Source organism: Nocardia sp. NPDC024068, from assembly GCF_040638875.1.
In the GTDB taxonomy this organism is placed as follows: Bacteria; Actinomycetota; Actinomycetes; order Mycobacteriales; family Mycobacteriaceae; genus Nocardia.
Genome location: NZ_JBEZYU010000055.1, coordinates 14,578 through 32,997, shown reverse-complemented (window position 1 = coordinate 32,997; position 18,420 = coordinate 14,578). Strand labels below are relative to the sequence as shown.

The following is an 18,420-nucleotide window of genomic DNA, read 5'->3' as shown; positions in this document are numbered from 1 at the left end:
GACCAGAGGGAGGGAGCGCAGCGACTGACCGGCGGGAGTGAAGAACCGGGTTAATAGGGCCCCACCCTCGAGGCGCGGAGCGCCTCCAAAATTACGGCGCCTTGATTCTTCCCTGCCAGCGGCCCATCGTTTCGTCGCGGAACTCATCGAAGTACCCGCCGTCGATGCTGGCCCTGATGCGGTCTACGAGGCGGATGGTGAACCGCTCGTTGTGGATCGTGCACAGGGTGGAGGCGAGCATCTCCTTGGCCTTGAACAGGTGGTGGATATAGGCGCGGGTGTAGTGGGCGCAGGTGTAGCAGTCGCAGGTTTCGTCGATCGGCGTGAAATCCCGTTTGAAGCGCAGCGTATCGATGTTGAACCGGCCCGCGTCCACATAGATTCCGCCGTTGCGCCCCACCCGGGACGGGTTGACGCAGTCGAAGGTGTCCGCTCCGGCCTCGATGGCGGCGAACATATCCTCCGGTTCGCTGATCCCGAGCATATGGCGGGGTTTGTCTTCGGGCAGCTCATCGCAGCACCAGCCGACGATGGTGCCCAGAGCGTGTTTCTCCAGCGCGCCGCCGATCCCGTACCCGTCGAATCCGGAGCCCTCCGCGCCCCGGATCTCGCCCAGTTCCCGGGATGCCTTGCGCCGCAGGTCTTCGTACTGCGCGCCCTGTACCACCGCGAACAGCGCCTGGTAGGGGCGATGCGACCGCGCGGTGGTGAGCCGCTCGTGTTCGTCGATACAGCGCTGCGCCCAATCGTGCGTGCGCTGTACCGATTTCTCCTGGTAGCCCCGGGTGTTCATGAGGGTGGTGAGTTCGTCGAAGGCGAACATGATGTCGGCGCCCAGCTGATGCTGGATACCCATGGACACCTCGGGGGTGAACCTGTGCCTGGACCCGTTGAGATGGGATCGGAAAGTGACACCGTCGTCGTCCACGGTGGCCAGCCGTTCCTTACCCTTGGCGATTACGTCGTCGCTGCGGATATCGACGGTCTCCATCGCCAGCACCTTTTTGAAGCCGACCCCCAGCGACATGACCTGGAAACCGCCGCTGTCGGTGAAGGTGGGGCCCGGCCAGTTCATGAAGGCGGCCAGCCCGCCGGCCTCGTCGACGATATCGGGGCCGGGCTGCAGATAGAGGTGGTAGGCGTTGGCGAGCAGCGCCTGCGCGCCGAGCGCACCCATCGCCTCGGGGAGTACCGCCTTGACAGTCGCCTTCGTCCCGACCGGGACGAAGGCGGGTGTGGCGACCTCACCGTGCGGGGTCCGGATCACCCCGGTACGGCCGTGCCGCCCCTCGAGGCGGGTACCGATACTGAACGAGAATCCGACGCCATCCGACACGGCGGCAATCCTCTCAGGCACTGCTCACCGGGCATGAGTGAGGGCCTGCATGGTCGCGCTCGGCTGCCTCCGCCGGGCCCGGCTCGCGCCCGGCGGTGTCCGCCGGGCACGAGCGCGGCCCGACGGGGCTGCACCGTGGATCAGGCCTCGACCGCGGCCGCCGCGAACTGGGCGCTGTAGAGCCGGTAGTAGGCCCCTTGGCGGGCCAGCAGCTGGTCGTGGTTTCCGGTCTCCACGATCCGGCCCGCTTCCATCACCACGATCAGGTCCGCGTCGCGGATGGTGGAGAGCCGGTGCGCGATCACGAAACTGGTGCGGTCGCGGCGCAGTTCCGCGGTGGCCTGCTGGACGAGCAGTTCGGTGCGGGTGTCGACCGAGCTGGTGGCTTCGTCCAGCACCAGGATGGTGGGTTTGGCCAGGAAGGCCCGCGCGATGGTGATCAGCTGTTTCTCACCGGCGCTGACGCCGGCGCCTTCTTCGTCGATCACTGTGTCGTAGCCGTCGGGCAGCGAGTGCACGAACCGGTCCACATAGGCGCCGCGGGCGGCCTCGAGGATGTCCTCCTCGCTCGCCCGCGGGTTGCCGTAGGCGATGTTGTCCCGGATGGTGCCCTTGAACAGCCAGGTGTCCTGCAACACCATCCCGATTCGCGACCGCAGCTGTTCCCGGCTCAGTTCGGTGATGTCGATCCCGTCGATCCGGATCGCGCCGGAATCCAGTTCGTAGAACCGCAGCAGCAGATTCACCAGCGTGGTCTTCCCGGCGCCGGTGGGTCCGACGATGGCGACCACATGACCGGGTTCGGCGGCCAGCGAGAGATCTTCGATCACCGGCTTCTCCGGTTCGTACCGGAAGGAGACGGCGTCGAACTCGACCAGTCCGCGTTCGGGCGGCCGGGTGATCTCGTGGGCCGGGTCCGGGCTCTGCTCTTCGGCGTCGAGGATCTCGAAGATCCGCTCCGCGGAGGCCACCCCCGACTGCAGCAGGTTCGCCATCGCACCGATCTGGGTGAGCGGCTGGCTGAACTGACGCGAGTACTGGATGAAGGCCTGCACCTCGCCCAGCGACAGCTGACCCGAGGCCACCCGCAGACCGCCGATCAGCGCCACCAGCACATAGTTGATATTCCCGAGGAACATCGAGGCGGGCATGATCAGGCCGGAGATGAACTGCGCCTTGAAACTGGACTTGAACAGATGGTCGTTGCGTTTGTCGAATTCGGCGGCCACCTGCTTGCTGCGGCCGAACGCGGTCACCACCTCGTGCCCGGTGTAGGCCTCTTCGACCTGGGCGTTCACCAGACCGGTGTACTTCCACTGGTCCACGAAATGCGGTTTGGACCGTTTCGCGATCTGTGCCGTCACCACGATCACCGCGGGCACGGTGAGCAAGGCGATCAGTGCGAGCAGCGGCGAGATCCAGAACATCATGCCCAGAATTCCCAGCACGGTGAGCAGTGAGATCAGCAGCTGGCTCATGGTCTGCTGCAGGCTCTGGGAGATGTTGTCCACATCGTTGGTGACCCGGCTGAGCACGTCACCGCGCGGGGCGGTGTCGAAATAGCTCAGCGGCAGCCGGTGGATCTTGTCCTCCACATCGGCGCGCAGCCTTTTGATGGTCCGGTTGATCAGGTCGTTGAGCAGATAGGCCTGCAACCATCCGAACAGCGCCGCACCCAGGTAGAGCACGAGCACCACGGTCAGGACCCGGCCGACCGCGTCGAAATCGATCCCGACGCCGGGAACCACGTCCATCCCGGACAACATATCCGCGAAGGTGTCCTGGCCCTGGTTCCGCAGGCCCTCGATGGCCTGTTCCTTGCTCACGCCGGCGGGCAACTGCCGCCCGACCACCCCGTCGAAGATGAGGTTGGTCGCCTGGCCCAGCAGATACGGCCCGATGATGTTGAGCACCACCGAGACCACGCCGAGTGCGACGATCACCGTCACCAGCAGCCGTTCCGGGGCCAGCCGCCCGGCCAGCCGCTTGACCGAGGATTTGAACGATTTGGCCTTCACGTCAGGCGCGCCGGCCGGCATACCCGGTCTCATCGGGCCTCCTCCACGCTCAGCTGGGATTCGACGATCTCGCGGTATTCGGCGCAGTCCCGGAGCAATTGCTCATGGGTGCCGATACCGACCATTTCGCCGTCCTCGACGACCACGATCTGATCGGCGTCCCGGATGGTCGCGATCCGCTGGGCCACGATGATCACCGCGGCGTCGGCCGTCGCCGGTCGCAACGCCTCGCGCAGCCGGGCGTCGGTGGCCACATCGAGTGCGGAGAACGAATCGTCGAACAGGTACACCCGCGGCTCCCGCACCAGCGCCCGGGCGATTGCCAGCCGCTGGCGCTGCCCACCGGAGACGGTGGTACCGCCCTGCGCGACCGGGGTGTCCAGGCCCTGCGGCATGGCCCGGACGAAATCGGCGGCCTGGGCGATCTCGAGCGCACGCCACAGTTGTTCGTCGGTGGCCTCCGGATCGCCGTAGCGCAGATTGCTCGCCACCGTGCCGGAGAACAGATACGCCTTCTGCGGAACCAGCCCGATCCGCGACCGCAGTTCGGCGAGGTCCAGGTCGCGCACATCGGTACCGCCGACCAGGACCGCGCCGCCGGTGACGTCCATGAGCCGCGGAATCAGATTCAGCAGCGTGGTCTTGCCCGCACCGGTGGACCCGACGATCGCCGTCGTCCGGCCCGGCCGCGCCCGGAAGGTGATGTTGCGCAGCACCGGCTGATCGGCGCCCGGGAAGCTGAACGTCGCGTCGGCCACCTCCAGCTCGGCCGGATCGCCGTCGAAGGGCCGCGGCTGTTCCGGCGACCGCACCGACGATTCGGTGTCCAGCACTCCCGAGATGCGGTCCGCCGACACCGCCGAGCGCGGCGCCATCATGGCCAGGAACGAGGCCATCATGACCGCCATCAGGATCTGCATGATGTAGGAGAGCAGCGCGGTCAGCGACCCGATCTGCATCTCGCCGGCGTCGATGGCCTTACCACCGAACCAGATCACCGCGACCGAGGTGACGTTGCTGATCAGCATGACGGCCGGGAACATCAGCGCCATCAGCCGGCCCACCCGCAACGAGATATCGGTGAGGTCGCCGTTGGCGACCCCGAAGCGCCAGACCTCGAGCGGTTCGCGGACGAAGGCCCGAACCACCCGGATACCGGTGATCTGTTCGCGCAGCACCCGGTTGACCTCGTCGAGCCTGGCCTGCATGAGCCGGAACGCGGGCACCATCCGGGCGATGATCAGCCCCATACTCAGCGCGAGCGCGGGCACCGCGATCAGCAACAGCCAGGACAGGCCGAAATCTTCGCGCAGCGCCATGATGATGCCGCCCACGCACATGATCGGGGCCATCACCGCCACGGTCGAGGCCATCACGATGAGCAACTGCACCTGCTGCACGTCGTTGGTGTTGCGGGTGATCAGCGAGGGAGCGCCGAAAACCCCGACCTCCCGCGCGGAGAAGGTGTTCACCCGGTGCAGCAGGGCCGCGCGCAGGTCGCGGCCGGCGCCCATCGCGGCCTGGGCGGCCAGCAGCACCGAACTCGCCGAGGCCACGATCTGGACGCCCGATACCGCCAGCATCCGCAGGCCCGCGGTCCAGATGTAGCCGATATCGCCCTTGGTGATGCCGTCGTCGATCAGATCGGCGTTCAGGCTGGGCAGATACAGCATGGCGATCACCGAGATCAGCTGCAGCACCACGATCCCGGCGAGCTGTTTACGGTAGGGCCGCAGAAAATCGCGGAGCAGTCTGATCAGCATGATGACCGCACGCTACCGCCGGAGCCCGCCGCGGGCCCGGTAATTTCCGCCGCACCGGATCGCTCACCGGGTCCGGTGCCCGCGCGGGGGTCCCGGCGCGCCCAGGCACCGGGGTCGGCGGTCAGCGCGGTGACGAATTCCGGCAGGCCGTCGGCGGCGATATCGGCCAGGGTCACGTTCTCCAGAACCGTGCGCAGGTTCACCCGCAGGGCGATCCACACCCGCTGCAGCGGTTCGGCGGCGCCGGGGTAGCCCACGTCCTCGGGCCGCAGCCCACGCACCGAGGCGAGCGGGCCCTCGATGGCGCGGATCACGTCGGCGATCGAGATCTCGGCGGCCGGGCGCGCCAGCCGGTATCCGCCGTCGGGTCCGCGGCGGCTGGTCACCAGGCCGGTGCGGCGCAGTTCGGCCAGGACACCTTCGAGCACTTTGGGCGGTATCTGCTGGGCGGCCGCGATCGATTCCGCTTTCACCGCGGCGGTCTGGTCCGCGGCCGTGATCTCGAGCAGGGTCCGCACCGCATGGTCCACCTTCGCGGTGATGTGCACGACAAACCTGACCTTTCCGTCTGCTGTACGGCCCGCGGAGTCTATTCCCCGTCCGGCCGCAGGGCCGCGATCGCCGCGTCCAGCAGCGTCGTCTCCACCAGATCATCCTCCGCGTCGGGGGCCACTTCTTTGGAAACCAGTGCGACCGTCAGAATTTCCATGGCCGCGCTCGCGCGCAGCAGCCGCACGGGGGTGGGATCGGGCCCGGCGAGCCAGTCACGCAGGGTCTTGTTGGCGTCGACCACCACCGGGAACTGGTCGGCGACGGCGTTGACGATCGGGACCGCGTTACGCACCATCATCTCGCCGGCATCGCGGTGCCGGATCATGGCGCGCAGATAGGTGCGCAGGATGGTGCGCCGGCCGTCGGCGTCGGGTGCGATTTCCGCCACCTGCTCCGATAGCGCCTTCAGATCATCGAGAAGCGGATTGATGATCGCGACCAGCAGTTCGAGCTTCGACGGATAGTGATAGTAGAGCGACGGCTTTGTGATTCCCACCGCATCGGCGATCTCCCGCAGGCTGGTCTCCTCGAAACCTTTGGCCACGAAGAGCCGCACCGCGGCGTCATGGATGGCCTTCTTGGTGTCGCGACCTGCGGTAACGTGGGCAGCAGATCTCCGATTCGCCATGCTCGGTCCTCCTCGTTCTCCCGGCGTCGCGCCCGGCCGACCATCCGGAAGTCGAGTTTGTTCCTCCGTTTAACCTCCCGGTAGTCTACCTACCGTACGGTAGATACATAGGCGTCCACCGTGTAGGCGGGTCCATCCGACTCCGCGGCCCGAGAACCCGCTCTCACCGCGTTGTCCGATCCGCGAAGCGACGTCGGCCGTCAGCTAGTCACAGCACATACGACCAAACCGTCTCGGCCTCGCCTAGGAGAAATCCCTCGTGTCCGTATTCCTGTACAGATGGGGAAAGTTCGCTTTCCGCCGGAAATGGATTGTGCTGCCCGTCTGGGCGCTGATATTGGTGGTCCTCGGCGGCGCCGCGGCCACCCTGGCCAAACCCTTCCAGGACAGTTTCGAGATGCCCGGCCTGCCCTCGGAGCGGGCGACCGGAATCCTGGAAGAACATATGCCGCAGATGGCCAAGGCGTTCAGCCTCGACGCCGTCACCGGCCAATATGTGATCGCGGCGCCGAACGGCACCCTGGCCGACGAACCGAATATGGCCGCCCTCGACGCCATGGTCGCCCATCTGAACGAGATGGAGATCGTCGATCACGCCGAGAAGGTCGTCAACCCGGTCACCGCGACCGAGATGATGCCGGCCAGTCAAGCCGCCGCCGAGGAGCAGGCCGAGGCCGGCGCGAACCTGGCGCCCGGCCAGGCCCCGCCGACGCCGGAGCCCAACTGCCTCGACGGTGCGAGCTCTCCCGATTTCAAGGCGCTGTGCGGCGGCGCCCCGCTCAATGTGCTGAACGAGGAACGGCCGAAAACGGTCGCCGTCCTCGACGTCAAATACTCGATGCCCAGCTTCTCCGATGTCACCGACGCGGATCGTGAAGCCGCCGAAGCCGTCGCGCAGCAGGGCCGCAACGCGGGCCTCACCGTGGAGCTGACCGGCGCCATCGCCCAGACCCAGCCCGAGAGCGGGCAGGCCGAGATGATCGGTATCGGCGTCGCGCTGGTCGTCATGATCATCGCCTTCGGCGCCATCGTCGCGGCGTTCGTCCCGATCGTCACCGGAATCGTCGGCGTGGCCTGTGCGGGGGCGATGATCCTCACCGGAACCTCGCTGACCGAGGTGCCGACCTTCACCCCGATCCTGGCTTCGATGATCGGCCTGGCGCTGTCCATCGACTACGCCCTGTTCATCGTCTCCCGGTACAAACACGAACTGGTGGTCCAGGATTCGCCGGAGGAAGCCGCGGGCGTCGCGGTCGGCACCGCGGGTTCGGCCGTGGTGTTCGCCGGGCTGACCGTGATGATCGCCCTGCTCGGCCTGTCGGTGGTCGGGATCGGCTTCCTCACCATGATGGGTATCGGTGGCGCGATCGCCGCCGTGTTCGCCGTGTTCGCGGCCATCACCCTGCTGCCCGCGCTGCTCGGCGCGCTCGGCAGATTCCTGTTCAAACCCAAGCTGCCGCTGGTGGCCCGGCACGATCCCGAGGACGACGACTCCGTCACCAACGGAATGCGCTTCGCCCGGCTCATCGCCCGGGTGCCCGTCCTCACCCTGATCGCCAGCGCCCTCGTACTCGGCGCGCTGGCCGCGCCGGCGACCCAGTTGAACCTGGGCCTGCCCGGCGGCGACAGCATGCCCGAGGATTCGTCGGCCCGTAAGGCCTACGAATTGCAGACCGCGGGCTTCGGCGAGGGCAAGAACGGCACCCTGGTGGTGGCGGTGGATCTCTCGGGGACCCCGGAGGATCAGCGCGACGCCGCGCTCACCGCGCTGCGTGACGAACTGGCCGGCTACGACGATGTGGACTACCTGAGCGTCGCCCAGCCCAGCCAGGACGGGCAGGCCGCGCTGTTCCAGGTGGTACCCGAATCCGGTCCGAACAGCGCCGCGACCCAGGATCTGGTGGAGCACGCCCGCGACGCCGAGGCCGGGTTGAAGGACCGCTTCGGGATGGAATACGGCATCACCGGCCAGACCGCCATCTACGCGGATGTGAACAGTGTGCTGCTGACCAGCATCATCCCGTACCTGGCCATCGTCGCCGTCGCCGCGTTCATCCTGCTGCTGCTGGTGTTCCGCTCGATCCTGGTGCCGCTCACCGCCGCGCTCGGCTTCCTGCTGTCGATGGCCGCGACCTTCGGCGTGACCGTGCTGATCTTCCAGGAGGGTGCCTTCGGCCTGGTCGACGACACCCACCCGATCATCAGCTTCCTGCCCATCGTGCTGATCGGCCTGGTGTTCGGCCTGGCGATGGACTATCAGGTGTTCCTGGTGACCCGGATGCGCGAGGAGTACGTCCGCGGCAAGGATCCGAAGGAGGCCATGATCAGCGGCTACCACCACGGTGCCCGCGTGGTGGCCGCGGCGGCGGTCATCATGATCTCGGTCTTCGGCGGCTTCATGCTCTCGCCGGACATCACCTCGAAGTCCATGGGCTTCGCGCTGGCGGCGGGCGTGTTCTTCGACGCCTTCCTGGTGCGGATGGTGCTGATTCCGTCGCTGCTGGCGCTGCTGGGCAAATGGGCCTGGTGGATGCCTGCCTGGCTGGACCGCATCCTCCCGGATATCGACGTGGAGGGCACGAAGCTGCGCGAACTGCAGCAGCGTGACCGCGACGCGGCGGTCCAATCGGAGCCCGCCGGGGTCTGATCCACCGCAGAGTCGAAGAGCCGGCCGGCGTCCGCACAGGACGCCGGCCGGTTTCGTCCGTGGGTGAGCACGCATCGGTGCCGGCGCCGGTCATCCCTACGCCCCGCCGCGATTTGCGCGAAAACGCGCCGGGTCCACCAGGAACCGGGTACTCACCGACTGGGCGTCAGCGCCAGGCAGGTAGCTCCGGCAGCGGACCGGTCAGCGTCGCACCGGAATCCCGGCCGAGCAACCAGGCCAACAAGATCGCTCCCGGGCCCGCCACCATCGGACCCGCCTCGCCCGGCCCCACTACGGCGGAGAACTCGGAATCGGTGGCGCGCAGCGCGAAACCCGGCATCCCGGGCCGCTTCCCGAGATCGGCGGCCGCATCCGTCAGCATCTCGGCCACGAAATCGGCCGGCCATCGCTCGGGCGTATAGCCCGCGGCCAGATCGACATGATGGATCAGCAACTCCTGCAGGCGCATCCACGGGATCTTGGTCGCCGGCAGCGGCGTGCCCTGCCTGGTCCGGACCTCGGCCTGCCATTGCTCGACGGAGAGCACCCGCGCCATCCCGGTCAACCGGTCGGCCGATTCCACGAGATCGGTGCGCTGCTCGGCAAGCGGGCGCGGGGCGCCGAGTTCGATATCGGCGTCACGCAGTTCGGCGCTGGCATACTGCGGCGTCTCCACGCCGGTATGCGCCCAGAGCAGCAGATTGACCAGCCCGTCGGCATTACGCGACAGATGCGCGAGCACATGGCCCCGGGTCCACCCCGGCAGCGCGGACGGTGCGGCGAGGGCCGCATCGTCGAGGCCGTCCACGGTGGCGAGTAGTTCCGTGCTCGCCACCGCGACCGCGGTCATCCGCGCGGTGAGCTGTTCGATGAATTCGCTGGACACGGCACCGACCCTAGCGCCATGATCCGGCGACACCCCAGCGGTTTCCGGCAACCGCGACCTACACGCGGTCGGCGGCCCCGCCGCCTGCGGGCACAAGCGGCCGGGCACGAGCGGCCGGCACGAATGACCCGACACGAGCGGCCCGGCACGAATGACCCAGCACGAATGGCCGGGCAACGAGTAGGCGATCCCGACCGGCCGGGCACGAGCGGGCGGCAGGCCGGGGTCTTCGATGTCGACCTGCAACACCTCACTCCGTGCGGGGGCAGGTTTCCTCAGCGACCCAGCGCTGTCTGCACCCGGTCGGCCGCCAGAACCGGATCCTCGTGTTCCCAGACCCGCACCACCTGCCACCCGGCCGCTGTCAGCGCCGCATCGGTGGCCCGGTCCCGCGCGACATTGCCGGCCAGCTTCTCCGCCCACCATCCGGCGTTGTTCTTCGGTTCGGTGGCGTGATCCGGGCAGCGATGCCAGAAGCAGCCGTCCACGTACACCGCGATCCGCCGCCGCGGGAACACCAGATCGGCACGCCGCCGCTGCCCCCGGATCGGGGAACGATCCACGAAATACCGGATCCCGCGCCGGTGCAGTTCCCGGCGCAACGCCAGCTCCGGGGCGGTATGGGCCCGCCGCTGCCGCGACATCCGGGCGCTGGTCGCCGCATCGGTGGGCGGCCGGTAGCCGCCGCTCACGCTGTCATCTCCGGGCATGAACGGCACACGCCCTCCGTGGTAACGCAGGCTGCCGCCTCCGGGTGTGCGCCGCTCATGCTGTCATCTCCGGGCATGAACGGCACACGCCCTCCGTGGTAACGCACGCTGCCGCCTCCGGGTGTGCGCCGCTCATGCCGCCCATCCCCCCATCCGGTCCAGATGCGCCTGCACATCGTCGAGAAACCCCGCGGGGAATCGCAGTGTTCCCATTCCGGTGCGCCGCAGGAAACCCGCGGTGGCCCGGGCCGACAGCAGCCGCGTGTCGGTGAGGAACAGTCTCAGATCCTCGTAGGGCCGGTGCACGGGCCACGGCGACACCGGTACCTCGAATACCTGGCCCGAATGCCCCCATGCCGCGCCCGGCCACGGACTCCCCGCCGGCAGCGGGATATGCCCCGGTATCGGTTCCCCCGGTTCCCGCAGCCGGGATCCGACCCACTCCGCCATCCGCACACTCACCGCGTTGCCCACCAGTTTCCAGCGCTGGCCCGGCCGGAAACCGGGCACGGTGAGCGCGGGTTCGGTCCAGCCGGGTGCGAAACCCTGGAGTCGTTCGCCGTCGGTGATACCCGGGGTGACGATCTCCCCGGACGGCAGCCGAACCGCGGGCGCACTGGGAATCCCCAGCCCGGACCCGCCTTTGAGCGTGGGTACCGCGTTGACCACCCAGCCCAGCCCCCGGACGCCCTCGGTCCAGTAGAAGCCGCACGGATCGATATCCACCGACCCGAGCAGCCGCGGGCCGGCATCGTCGGCGAACAGCACGGTGCGCGGATCCTCGGTGCGCGACGCCAGCATCAGCACCCGGTTGCGACGCTGCGGCAGCCCGAACGCACGCGCGTCGACCACCCGGTATGCCCAGGTGTAACCGAGTTCGTCCAGCGCCTCGGTGATATGCCGCATGGCGGCCCCGCGGCCGAGTTGCAGCATGAAGGGCACATTCTCGACCAGCAGCCACCGCGGCCCACGTCGGCGCCGGACCAGCCGGAACACATGGTCCACCAGACTGGACCGGGTGCCGGTGATCCCCGCGGTCCGGCCCGCCTGCGACAGGTCCTGGCAGGGAAAACCCGCCGCAACCAGTTCGGTGTCGGAGGGCAGTGCGCGCAGGCGGGTGATGTCGCCGTGGATTTCGGCCCCCGGGAACCGCGCCGCGAGTACCGCCTGCGCGCCCGGGTCGATCTCGCACAGCAGCTCGGTATGCCACCCGTGCGCCGCCAGCCCGAGTTCCAGTCCCCCGATCCCGGCGAAAAGCCCAGCCATCCGCGCGCCCGTCACGAGGTCCTCTCTCCATCCGGTCCGGCTCTCGAAGGGAGATTACTCCGCGCTCCCGGGCGCCTTTCCGGTCCGGTCGCGACACCATCGGCGAACCCCCTCGGCGCGAAGCCGGGAAGTGATTCGCGCTACCGCGCCATGTGATTCGCACTGCCCGCATGGTGTGATTCGCGCCACCGAACCGCCGGACGGCTCCGCGAGTCGATCATCACGCCATCAGATCCATTCCGCTGCAAGGCGATAGAAAACCGCAGGTAAATGGCCATATTTCTGATATTCGGGGTCCGCGGTGGAACCAGGCATATCTGGCAGGATGGGCGCCATGAAGTATCGCGCAGGACTGGCCACCGTGATCACGGGCGCCTTCGCCCTGTCCGGCGCGGTCCTGCCCGGCGCGGTGGCGGCGCCGCCGGACGCTCATACCGCGCCCGCACGCCCCGACACCGGTTCCGCCGAAGACCCCGGCCCGGTGGAGAAAGTGGAGCCGGTACGCGCGCCGCGGGCCGCGATCGTGGGCACCGAACCGGTGACAGACCGCCTGCAGCGCGTCTTCGTCGATTCCCCCTCCATGCACCGAACCGTCCAGGTTCTGGTGCTGCTTCCGGCCGACCGCAGCAAACCCCGGCCCACCGTGTACATGCTCGACGGCCGCAGCACCCAGCCCGACAGCAACAATTGGCTCGACCGCGGCCGCGCCGCCCAGTTCTACGCCGACAAACCGGTCAACGTGGTGTTCACCGTCGGCGGGCCGGCCAGTTTCTACACCGACTGGCAGCGTCCCGACCCGGTGCTGGGCGTCAACAAGTGGGAAACGTTCCTCACCGAGGAATTGCCCCCGCTGCTGGACTCCGCGTTCTCCGGCAACGGCCGTAACGCCGTGGTCGGCACCTCCATGGGCGCCGAGGCGGCCATGATGCTGGCCATCCGCAAACCGGAACTCTATTCGGCCATCGGCGCGCACAGCGGCTGTTTCTCGACCGGCACCGATCTCGGCCAGGCGCAGGCCCGCGTGGTGGTCTCCACCTACAAGGGCGATCCCGAGAACATGTTCGGCACCCCCGAGGACCCTGCCTGGCTGGCCCACGACGTCACCCTGCACGCTTCGGAACTGCGCGGAAAAGCCCTCTACCTGTCGGTGGGCAGCGGCCGGCCCGGCGTTCACGATGTGCTGTCCAACCCGGAAACCCCGGTGAGCATCATGATGGGCGGGCCGCTGGAGGCCGCCACCGATTTCTGCACCCGCCGCCTGGCGCAGCGCCTCGACACCCTCGGTATCGAGTACACCGCCAACTTCCGCCCGCAGGGCACCCATTCGTGGCCCTATTGGGCCGACGAACTGGTCACGTCGTGGCCCACCATCGCCGGCGGGCTCGGCCTGAACTGACGGCCCGGCTCACAGCGCCCGCCGGAGCGGGCTATCCTCACTGCCCGGCGAAGCGGGCGACCGTCTCCGGGTCGGTGGCGAAGCGCAGGAACTGATCGTTCTCGTGTGGGTCGCCCGCGGTGACCCGCACCCCCTCCCCCGCGAACGGCCGGATCAGCACCCCGGCCGCCGCGCTCGCCTCGGCGAACTCCGTGGTCGCCGCGTCGAGATCGATCCAGACGAAGTTCGCGTGACTCCGCGGCACCCGGTAACCGGCCACCAGCAGCTCCCCCCGGATCCGCTCGCGTTCGGCGATCACCGACTCGGTGCGCTCCAGCAGCTCGTGGCGGGCCTCCAGCGAGGCGATCGCCGCCGCCTGCGCCACCCGGCTCACGCTGAACGGGATATGCACCTTCAGCAGCGCCGCGATCACCTCCGGAGCGCCGACCGCGTATCCCGCCCGCAGACCCGCCAGCCCGTAGGCCTTCGAGAAGGTTCGCAGTACAACCACATTGGGCCGGGTGCGCCCCAGCTCCACCCCATCGGGATGATCCCCGGGCAACCGCAGGTATTCGTAGTAGGCCTCGTCCAGGGCCACCAGGACACCGGCGGGCACCCGGTCCAGGAACCGTTCCAGCTCGCCCCGGCCGACCGCGGTGCCGGTCGGGTTGTTCGGGTTGCAGACGAACACCAGCCGGGTGCGGTCGGTGATGGCCGCCGCCAGGGCGTCCAGGTCGTGCACATCGTCGGCGAGCGGCACTGTCACCGCGGTCGCGTTACCGACCTGGGTGATGATCGGATACGCCTCGAACGACCGCCACGCGTACAGCACCTCGTCGGCCGGATCCGCGCAGGTGATCTGCACCAGCTCCTGGCACAGCGCCACGCTGCCGCAGCCGACCGCGACGTTCGCCACCGCGACGCCGAGGAACTCCGCCAGGGCCGCCCGCAGTTCGCCGGACTGGTTGTCCGGATAGCGGTTGGCCAGCTCCACCGCTTCCGCCACCGCTTTGCTCGCAGTGGGCAGCGGGCCGAGCGTGGTCTCGTTGCTCGCCAGTTTGACCGCGCCGGGATGGCTGCGGCCGGGAACGTAGGCCGGAATGGAATCGAGGTCCGGACGGATGTGCGCGGTCACGTATCGAGCTTAGTTCCGATCTCGATCGGGCCACGTTCGGGCTGTTCACCGGATGAATCTTTCCGGCCCGGAGATATCGCCCTACGCTGGGAACATGTCGGGCACTTATGACGATGTCGCCCTGCTCAGGCGCGGGGAAACGGAAGCGAACGGACACGAACAGGAACCGACGGGAGCCCCTTCCGGCCCGGAAGGCGGCCAGAGTGTGCCCATCACCGTGATCGAACCCGACGGTTACGCCCGCGGCGGAATCGTGCTCCTGCACGAGGCCCGGGAGTTCACCGGATCGTTGCTGGAGTTCATGCGGGCGCTGGCGGGTGAAGGCTGGCTGGTCGTCGCACCGAATCTCTTCCACCGGGCCAGCGCCTCGTCGGCCGGGGTGTTCGGCGACGAACTGTTCGAGGATTTCGACGCCTGCTTCGACTGGCTCACTCAGCACGGGGTGTTCCCCGACTGCATCGGCGCCCTCGGCTTCGACACCGCCGGCACCGCCGCCTTCCTGGTGGCCACCAACCGGCCGATCGGCGCGGCGGTCAGCGTCGCCGCCCCCGGTATCACCACCCCCCTCACCGACCAGGCCGAAGCACTCGTCACCGCCGTCCCCCGTCTACAGGCCCCGTGGCTCGGCCTGTTCGGCGCCGAACCGAGCACCCCCGCCGAAGACGTCGACCGTCTCCGCGACGCCGGCGCCGAGGCCTCGGTCGCCAGCCTGGTGGTCACCTACCCCGGCCTGCTGCACCGCGCCGACACCCCCGGCGAGGAGGAGTCGGATGAGCTCATCGACTCCCGAACCCGCATATTCGACTGGTTCGACAGCCATCTACGCTGATCTACCTGCCGTTTTGCAGGTTGGGGAGGGGCTCGGGTAACCTTTCTGCTCGGCGGTTCCGAAGGGACCGGTGCCCTCGTTTTAGAAGGCTCCAGGAGGCGTGCCAGAGCGGCCGAATGGGACTCACTGCTAATGAGTTGTCCCTTCACGGGGACCGGAGGTTCAAATCCTCTCGCCTCCGCCACGCCCGGTTCACCGGGCGACAACTGAATACGCGCATGCGCCCGTAGCTCAACGGATAGAGCATCTGACTACGGATCAGAAGGTTAGGGGTTCGAATCCCTTCGGGCGCACAACGATCGGGCTCTGACCTGCGAAAGCGGATCAGAGCCCGATCTGTATTCGAGGTGAGGATGCCGGCGTACGCCCGTTCACTCGAGAGCTTGGAGCGCAGCCGATGAAGTACACCGTCTCGATCGAGATCGCCCTGCCGCGGGAGCGGGTGGCCCAGCTGCTCGCCGACCCGGCTCACCTGCCGAAGTGGCTGCGGGGTCTGGTGCTGCACGAGCCGCTGAGTGGGGCGCACGGGCAGGTCGGTACCGAGTCGCGGGTCGTATTGCAGACGGGTGGGCAGAAGATGGAGTGCACCGAGACGATCACGCGCCGGGAACCGGCAGACCTGCGCGAGATCCCGGCAGGGAGCGTCGTTCACTTCGAGCGCGAGATCGTCGGCGAGGGCATGTGGAGCGCCGCGCGCGAGCGGCTGACCGAAGCCGGCCCGGAGACGACGCTCTGGGAAAGCGAGAACGAGTACCGGTTCAGCGGCGTGCTGATGCGGCTGGTGGGGGTCCTGATGCCCGGCACCTTCCGCAAGCAGTCGCGACAGCACATGCAGGACTTCAAGGCGTTCGCCGAGCTGGGACAGGACGTCCGCGAGGCGAAGGACTGACCTGCTTACCGACGGTGCCTGCCGACTTACCCAACGACGAGCCTTCTCAGGACCCCGGCCGCCGAACCCAGCCTTGCGCGCTATCCGCCAGGTTCCACCAGGACACATACCGCTTATCGACGCTCTCCAGCGACCAGGCCGACGACAACCGATCGAAGAACGCATCGTCCCCGGTCTTACCGCCTTTGGGCTCGCCCATGAACACCAGCCGTCGGCCGCCGCGCGATTCGAACAACCCCAGCGCCTCCGAGGCCATCGTGCTGCCCCAGCCGGGCGGCCAGCACAGGAACAACACCGAATCCCCGTCCAGCTCGGCGGCGAAATCGTCCGCACCACCCACCGGGAACCACACCGCAGGCTGCCCCGCGGTCGCCGGGAAGGACAGATTCTCGGAGGTATCCGGCGGCTCGGAATCGAACGCCTTCACCGCCACGCCTTGATTCGCCAGCTGTCGCGCCCAATATCCGCGCCCGGCACCCAGTTCGACCACCGTGCGCCCACCACTGAACGTCCGCACCCAATCCAGCGTCTCCGGAGAAGGGACCGCGTAGGCATACGCGGCCTGGAGGATCGTTTGCACGAACCCGAGTCGGACGCTGCCGTTCGAGTTCCCACCATGGACCAACCGCCGCCCACGATCTGTCCCGACGGCAGTGCCGACGATCTCCCAATACGGATTTCCGAACTCGGTAGCACCCCCGGTCATGAAATGCACGAACCGCAGATCGAACGCCGCATCGGTCTCCGCGCTCCCGGTGCCCGTCAACATCGGCGCGGCATTCAGATACTCGGCGACCTTCGGATATTCGGCCGTCAGTCGTTTCTCATCGTCGAGCAACGCAGCCAGTTCGGTTCGACGTTCAGGCGTCAGCACGAGACCGGTCATGCTCTCGATTCTCCGGCCGCAGAGCATGTTCCGCGAGGAGTTGCCGAACTTCGCGGTACAGAATCGCTGGCTACCCGACAGATCAATCAGAAAGTTGGGGTTTCGGATCCATCGGGCAGCGCCGCCGCTCCACTACCTGTAGTTCGCAGCACGAATGTGCGGCATACGAGCATGTCACACTGAACCTTCTGCACGACCCAGCATGGGAGGCTGCGGTGTTCGCGCTTGTGGTCCGGTTCGATCTGAAAGATGAAGCGGCCAAACCCCGCGCCGTCGCGCAGGTCGAGCAGGCGCATGCGGTGGCCCGGACCGGCGATGTCGAAGGTGGCTGCGCGCTGGCGGCAGAGGCGTCCGGAGCGGGCCTCCGATATAGGAGCGAGCGGATCACGAGGCGCGTACGGGATTACCGGGCCGGGCTCCCGCCCCGGACCCGCGAAGCGTGCGCCTTGGACGACGCGCTGGCCGCCCTCTACCGGCAGGACGATCGATGACGCGGATAGCCATCACCGGACACCGTGGCCTGCCCGAGCAGACCACGGCCCTTGTCGCCGCCCAGCTCCGTGCCGAGTTGGAGAGTCGAGCGGGTGGCGAGCTGGTTGGTATCAGCTGCATCGCAGATGGGGCCGATTCGCTGTTCGCGAGCGCACTGATCGAATTCGGCGGATCGCTGATCGTGGTTGTCCCGGCCCGTGAGTACCGCGAGAGTCTGCCCGCCGCGCATCATCCGACTTACGACGGGCTCATGGCCGCGGCCGCAGAGGTGATCGAACTCGATCGCATCGAATCGGACTCGGAAGCCCATCAAGCTGCCAGTGTCCGAATGCTGGATGAAGCCGACGAGCTCATCGCAGTGTGGGATGGCAAGCCGGCACGTGGGTACGGCGGCACGGCCGACGTTGTGGCCGTGGCCCGCGAACGGAATATCCCGGTGACGGTGGTGTGGCCGGTCGGCGCATCTCGGGATTGAGACGATGAGCAGATGAACGGTGAGGGAAGGCCTGTCCTGTACGCCATCGTCACCGGTGCCACCGCCGCGCGGGATGTCGGGAAACTGGTCGACCTCGCTCGGGCGGACGGCTGGGATGTATGCGTCGTAGCATCACCGGAGTTGCCTGTCGTCGCGGTGCCGTTCTCCAACCAGGCGCAATTCGCTTTTCCCCCGATCCAGGACGCCGTCCGCAAGCTCTCCGGCTGGGGGGTAACCGTGCTCGATGAGGCCCACAAGCAGCACGAACCCGGCACGGGAGAGAAATTGATAGAACGCTTTCCGTGGGGTACGGCCTGGGCCGCGCTACTCGAGCATCCATGGCTCTCGGTGCCCGACCAAGCACCGCCGCGGCCTGTTCTCTGACCCAGGATTCACCCCGAGCCCGCGTATCGAACAAGCGACGGGGACGAGGCAGCCGACCTCGTTCCGCCGAGTCCATTCGGACGACATCACACCCCACCGCCGCGTGCGACGACCCGTTCTCCGCGGCCATCCGCTCCGGTATCGAGCGG

17 protein-coding genes and 2 tRNA genes are annotated in these 18,420 nt (G+C 67.8%); 9 read left to right on the top strand and 10 right to left on the bottom strand.

The window, feature by feature from the left end; all coding sequences use genetic code 11:
* Positions 1 to 91: 91 nt before the first annotated feature.
* The 5 genes from tgt to AB0F41_RS26775 form a co-directional block, all read right to left on the bottom strand.
* On the bottom strand, positions 92 to 1,336 hold the full coding sequence (gene tgt, locus AB0F41_RS26795) for a tRNA guanosine(34) transglycosylase Tgt (protein WP_357428457.1): 1,245 nt from the start codon (positions 1,334 to 1,336) through the stop codon (positions 92 to 94).
* 140 nt (positions 1,337 to 1,476) lie between these two features.
* On the bottom strand, positions 1,477 to 3,387 hold the full coding sequence (locus tag AB0F41_RS26790; protein WP_357428454.1) for an ABC transporter ATP-binding protein: 1,911 nt from the start codon (positions 3,385 to 3,387) through the stop codon (positions 1,477 to 1,479).
* The gene (locus AB0F41_RS26785) at positions 3,384 to 5,117 is read right to left on the bottom strand and encodes an ABC transporter ATP-binding protein (protein WP_357428452.1); all 1,734 of its coding nucleotides are present in this window, start codon (positions 5,115 to 5,117) and stop codon (positions 3,384 to 3,386) included. Before AB0F41_RS26785 ends, AB0F41_RS26790 begins: the two co-directional genes overlap by 4 nt.
* Positions 5,111 to 5,665, bottom strand: coding sequence for an Rrf2 family transcriptional regulator (locus tag AB0F41_RS26780; RefSeq protein ID WP_357428450.1), 555 nt, complete (start codon positions 5,663 to 5,665; stop codon positions 5,111 to 5,113). Before AB0F41_RS26780 ends, AB0F41_RS26785 begins: the two co-directional genes overlap by 7 nt.
* A gap of 41 nt (positions 5,666 to 5,706) precedes the next feature.
* Positions 5,707 to 6,297 (bottom strand): helix-turn-helix domain-containing protein, encoded by a 591-nt coding sequence (locus AB0F41_RS26775; RefSeq protein WP_357428448.1) that lies wholly within the window; start codon positions 6,295 to 6,297, stop codon positions 5,707 to 5,709.
* 259 nt (positions 6,298 to 6,556) lie between these two features.
* Here AB0F41_RS26775 and AB0F41_RS26770 point away from each other — a divergent pair, with 259 nt between their 5' ends.
* Positions 6,557 to 8,944 carry an MMPL family transporter gene (locus AB0F41_RS26770; RefSeq protein ID WP_357428446.1) on the top strand — a complete coding sequence of 796 codons (2,388 nt, stop codon included), beginning with the start codon at positions 6,557 to 6,559 and terminating at the stop codon, positions 8,942 to 8,944.
* Positions 8,945 to 9,110: 166 nt separating this feature from the next.
* On the opposite strand, the gene AB0F41_RS26765 is transcribed toward AB0F41_RS26770, so the two are convergent.
* The 3 genes from AB0F41_RS26765 to dcm all read right to left on the bottom strand — a co-directional run bounded on the left by AB0F41_RS26765 (position 9,111) and on the right by dcm (position 11,806).
* The gene (locus AB0F41_RS26765; protein WP_357428444.1) at positions 9,111 to 9,830 is read right to left on the bottom strand and encodes a maleylpyruvate isomerase family mycothiol-dependent enzyme; all 720 of its coding nucleotides are present in this window, start codon (positions 9,828 to 9,830) and stop codon (positions 9,111 to 9,113) included.
* 275 nt (positions 9,831 to 10,105) lie between these two features.
* Complete coding sequence (locus tag AB0F41_RS26760; RefSeq protein WP_357428460.1) at positions 10,106 to 10,540, bottom strand: very short patch repair endonuclease; 435 nt, start codon at positions 10,538 to 10,540, stop codon at positions 10,106 to 10,108.
* Between the two features lie 132 nt (positions 10,541 to 10,672).
* Entirely contained in the window at positions 10,673 to 11,806 is a 1,134-nt protein-coding gene (gene dcm / locus AB0F41_RS26755) for a DNA (cytosine-5-)-methyltransferase (RefSeq protein ID WP_357428442.1), read from the bottom strand.
* A gap of 334 nt (positions 11,807 to 12,140) precedes the next feature.
* Here dcm and AB0F41_RS26750 point away from each other — a divergent pair, with 334 nt between their 5' ends.
* On the top strand, positions 12,141 to 13,202 hold the full coding sequence (locus AB0F41_RS26750) for an alpha/beta hydrolase family protein (protein WP_357428440.1): 1,062 nt from the start codon (positions 12,141 to 12,143) through the stop codon (positions 13,200 to 13,202).
* Between the two features lie 37 nt (positions 13,203 to 13,239).
* Here AB0F41_RS26750 and hisC read toward each other — a convergent pair whose 3' ends face one another.
* Complete coding sequence (hisC, locus tag AB0F41_RS26745; RefSeq protein ID WP_357428438.1) at positions 13,240 to 14,316, bottom strand: histidinol-phosphate transaminase; 1,077 nt, start codon at positions 14,314 to 14,316, stop codon at positions 13,240 to 13,242.
* A 94-nt stretch (positions 14,317 to 14,410) separates the two neighbouring features.
* Between hisC and AB0F41_RS26740 the strand changes: the two genes are divergently transcribed.
* From AB0F41_RS26740 to AB0F41_RS26725, 4 genes are all read left to right on the top strand, one after another.
* Complete coding sequence (locus tag AB0F41_RS26740; RefSeq protein ID WP_357428436.1) at positions 14,411 to 15,145, top strand: dienelactone hydrolase family protein; 735 nt, start codon at positions 14,411 to 14,413, stop codon at positions 15,143 to 15,145.
* 94 nt (positions 15,146 to 15,239) lie between these two features.
* A tRNA-Ser gene (locus AB0F41_RS26735) sits at positions 15,240 to 15,329 on the top strand.
* A gap of 36 nt (positions 15,330 to 15,365) precedes the next feature.
* Positions 15,366 to 15,438 (top strand) — tRNA-Arg (locus AB0F41_RS26730).
* Positions 15,439 to 15,542: 104 nt separating this feature from the next.
* Positions 15,543 to 16,034 (top strand): SRPBCC family protein, encoded by a 492-nt coding sequence (locus AB0F41_RS26725; RefSeq protein WP_357428434.1) that lies wholly within the window; start codon positions 15,543 to 15,545, stop codon positions 16,032 to 16,034.
* Positions 16,035 to 16,080: 46 nt separating this feature from the next.
* Here the strand turns inward: AB0F41_RS26725 and AB0F41_RS26720 are convergent, their stop codons facing one another.
* Positions 16,081 to 16,920, bottom strand: a complete 840-nt coding sequence (locus AB0F41_RS26720; RefSeq protein WP_357428432.1) for a hypothetical protein — start codon at positions 16,918 to 16,920, stop codon at positions 16,081 to 16,083.
* A gap of 215 nt (positions 16,921 to 17,135) precedes the next feature.
* On the opposite strand from AB0F41_RS26720, the gene AB0F41_RS26715 reads away from it, so the two are divergent.
* From AB0F41_RS26715 to AB0F41_RS26705, 3 genes are all read left to right on the top strand, one after another.
* Positions 17,136 to 17,411 (top strand): hypothetical protein, encoded by a 276-nt coding sequence (locus AB0F41_RS26715; RefSeq protein ID WP_357428430.1) that lies wholly within the window; start codon positions 17,136 to 17,138, stop codon positions 17,409 to 17,411.
* Positions 17,412 to 17,488: 77 nt separating this feature from the next.
* Positions 17,489 to 17,887, top strand: coding sequence for a hypothetical protein (locus tag AB0F41_RS26710; RefSeq protein WP_357428428.1), 399 nt, complete (start codon positions 17,489 to 17,491; stop codon positions 17,885 to 17,887).
* A 12-nt stretch (positions 17,888 to 17,899) separates the two neighbouring features.
* Entirely contained in the window at positions 17,900 to 18,271 is a 372-nt protein-coding gene (locus AB0F41_RS26705; RefSeq protein ID WP_357428426.1) for a hypothetical protein, read from the top strand.
* Positions 18,272 to 18,420: the final 149 nt, after the last annotated feature.

What these genes read in the sequence shown, in the direction of transcription:
- AB0F41_RS26725 (WP_357428434.1), top strand. Translation starts at nt 15,543, where the DNA reads ATGAAGTACACCGTCTCGATCGAGATCGCCCTGCCGCGGGAGCGGGTG.
- AB0F41_RS26785 (WP_357428452.1), bottom strand. Translation starts at nt 5,117, where the DNA reads ATGCTGATCAGACTGCTCCGCGATTTTCTGCGGCCCTACCGTAAACAG.
- AB0F41_RS26775 (WP_357428448.1), bottom strand. Translation starts at nt 6,297, where the DNA reads ATGGCGAATCGGAGATCTGCTGCCCACGTTACCGCAGGTCGCGACACC.
- AB0F41_RS26705 (WP_357428426.1), top strand. Translation starts at nt 17,900, where the DNA reads ATGAACGGTGAGGGAAGGCCTGTCCTGTACGCCATCGTCACCGGTGCC.
- AB0F41_RS26760 (WP_357428460.1), bottom strand. Translation starts at nt 10,540, where the DNA reads ATGCCCGGAGATGACAGCGTGAGCGGCGGCTACCGGCCGCCCACCGAT.
- AB0F41_RS26720 (WP_357428432.1), bottom strand. Translation starts at nt 16,920, where the DNA reads ATGACCGGTCTCGTGCTGACGCCTGAACGTCGAACCGAACTGGCTGCG.
- dcm (WP_357428442.1), bottom strand. Translation starts at nt 11,806, where the DNA reads ATGGCTGGGCTTTTCGCCGGGATCGGGGGACTGGAACTCGGGCTGGCG.
- AB0F41_RS26790 (WP_357428454.1), bottom strand. Translation starts at nt 3,387, where the DNA reads ATGAGACCGGGTATGCCGGCCGGCGCGCCTGACGTGAAGGCCAAATCG.
- AB0F41_RS26740 (WP_357428436.1), top strand. Translation starts at nt 14,411, where the DNA reads ATGTCGGGCACTTATGACGATGTCGCCCTGCTCAGGCGCGGGGAAACG.
- AB0F41_RS26750 (WP_357428440.1), top strand. Translation starts at nt 12,141, where the DNA reads ATGAAGTATCGCGCAGGACTGGCCACCGTGATCACGGGCGCCTTCGCC.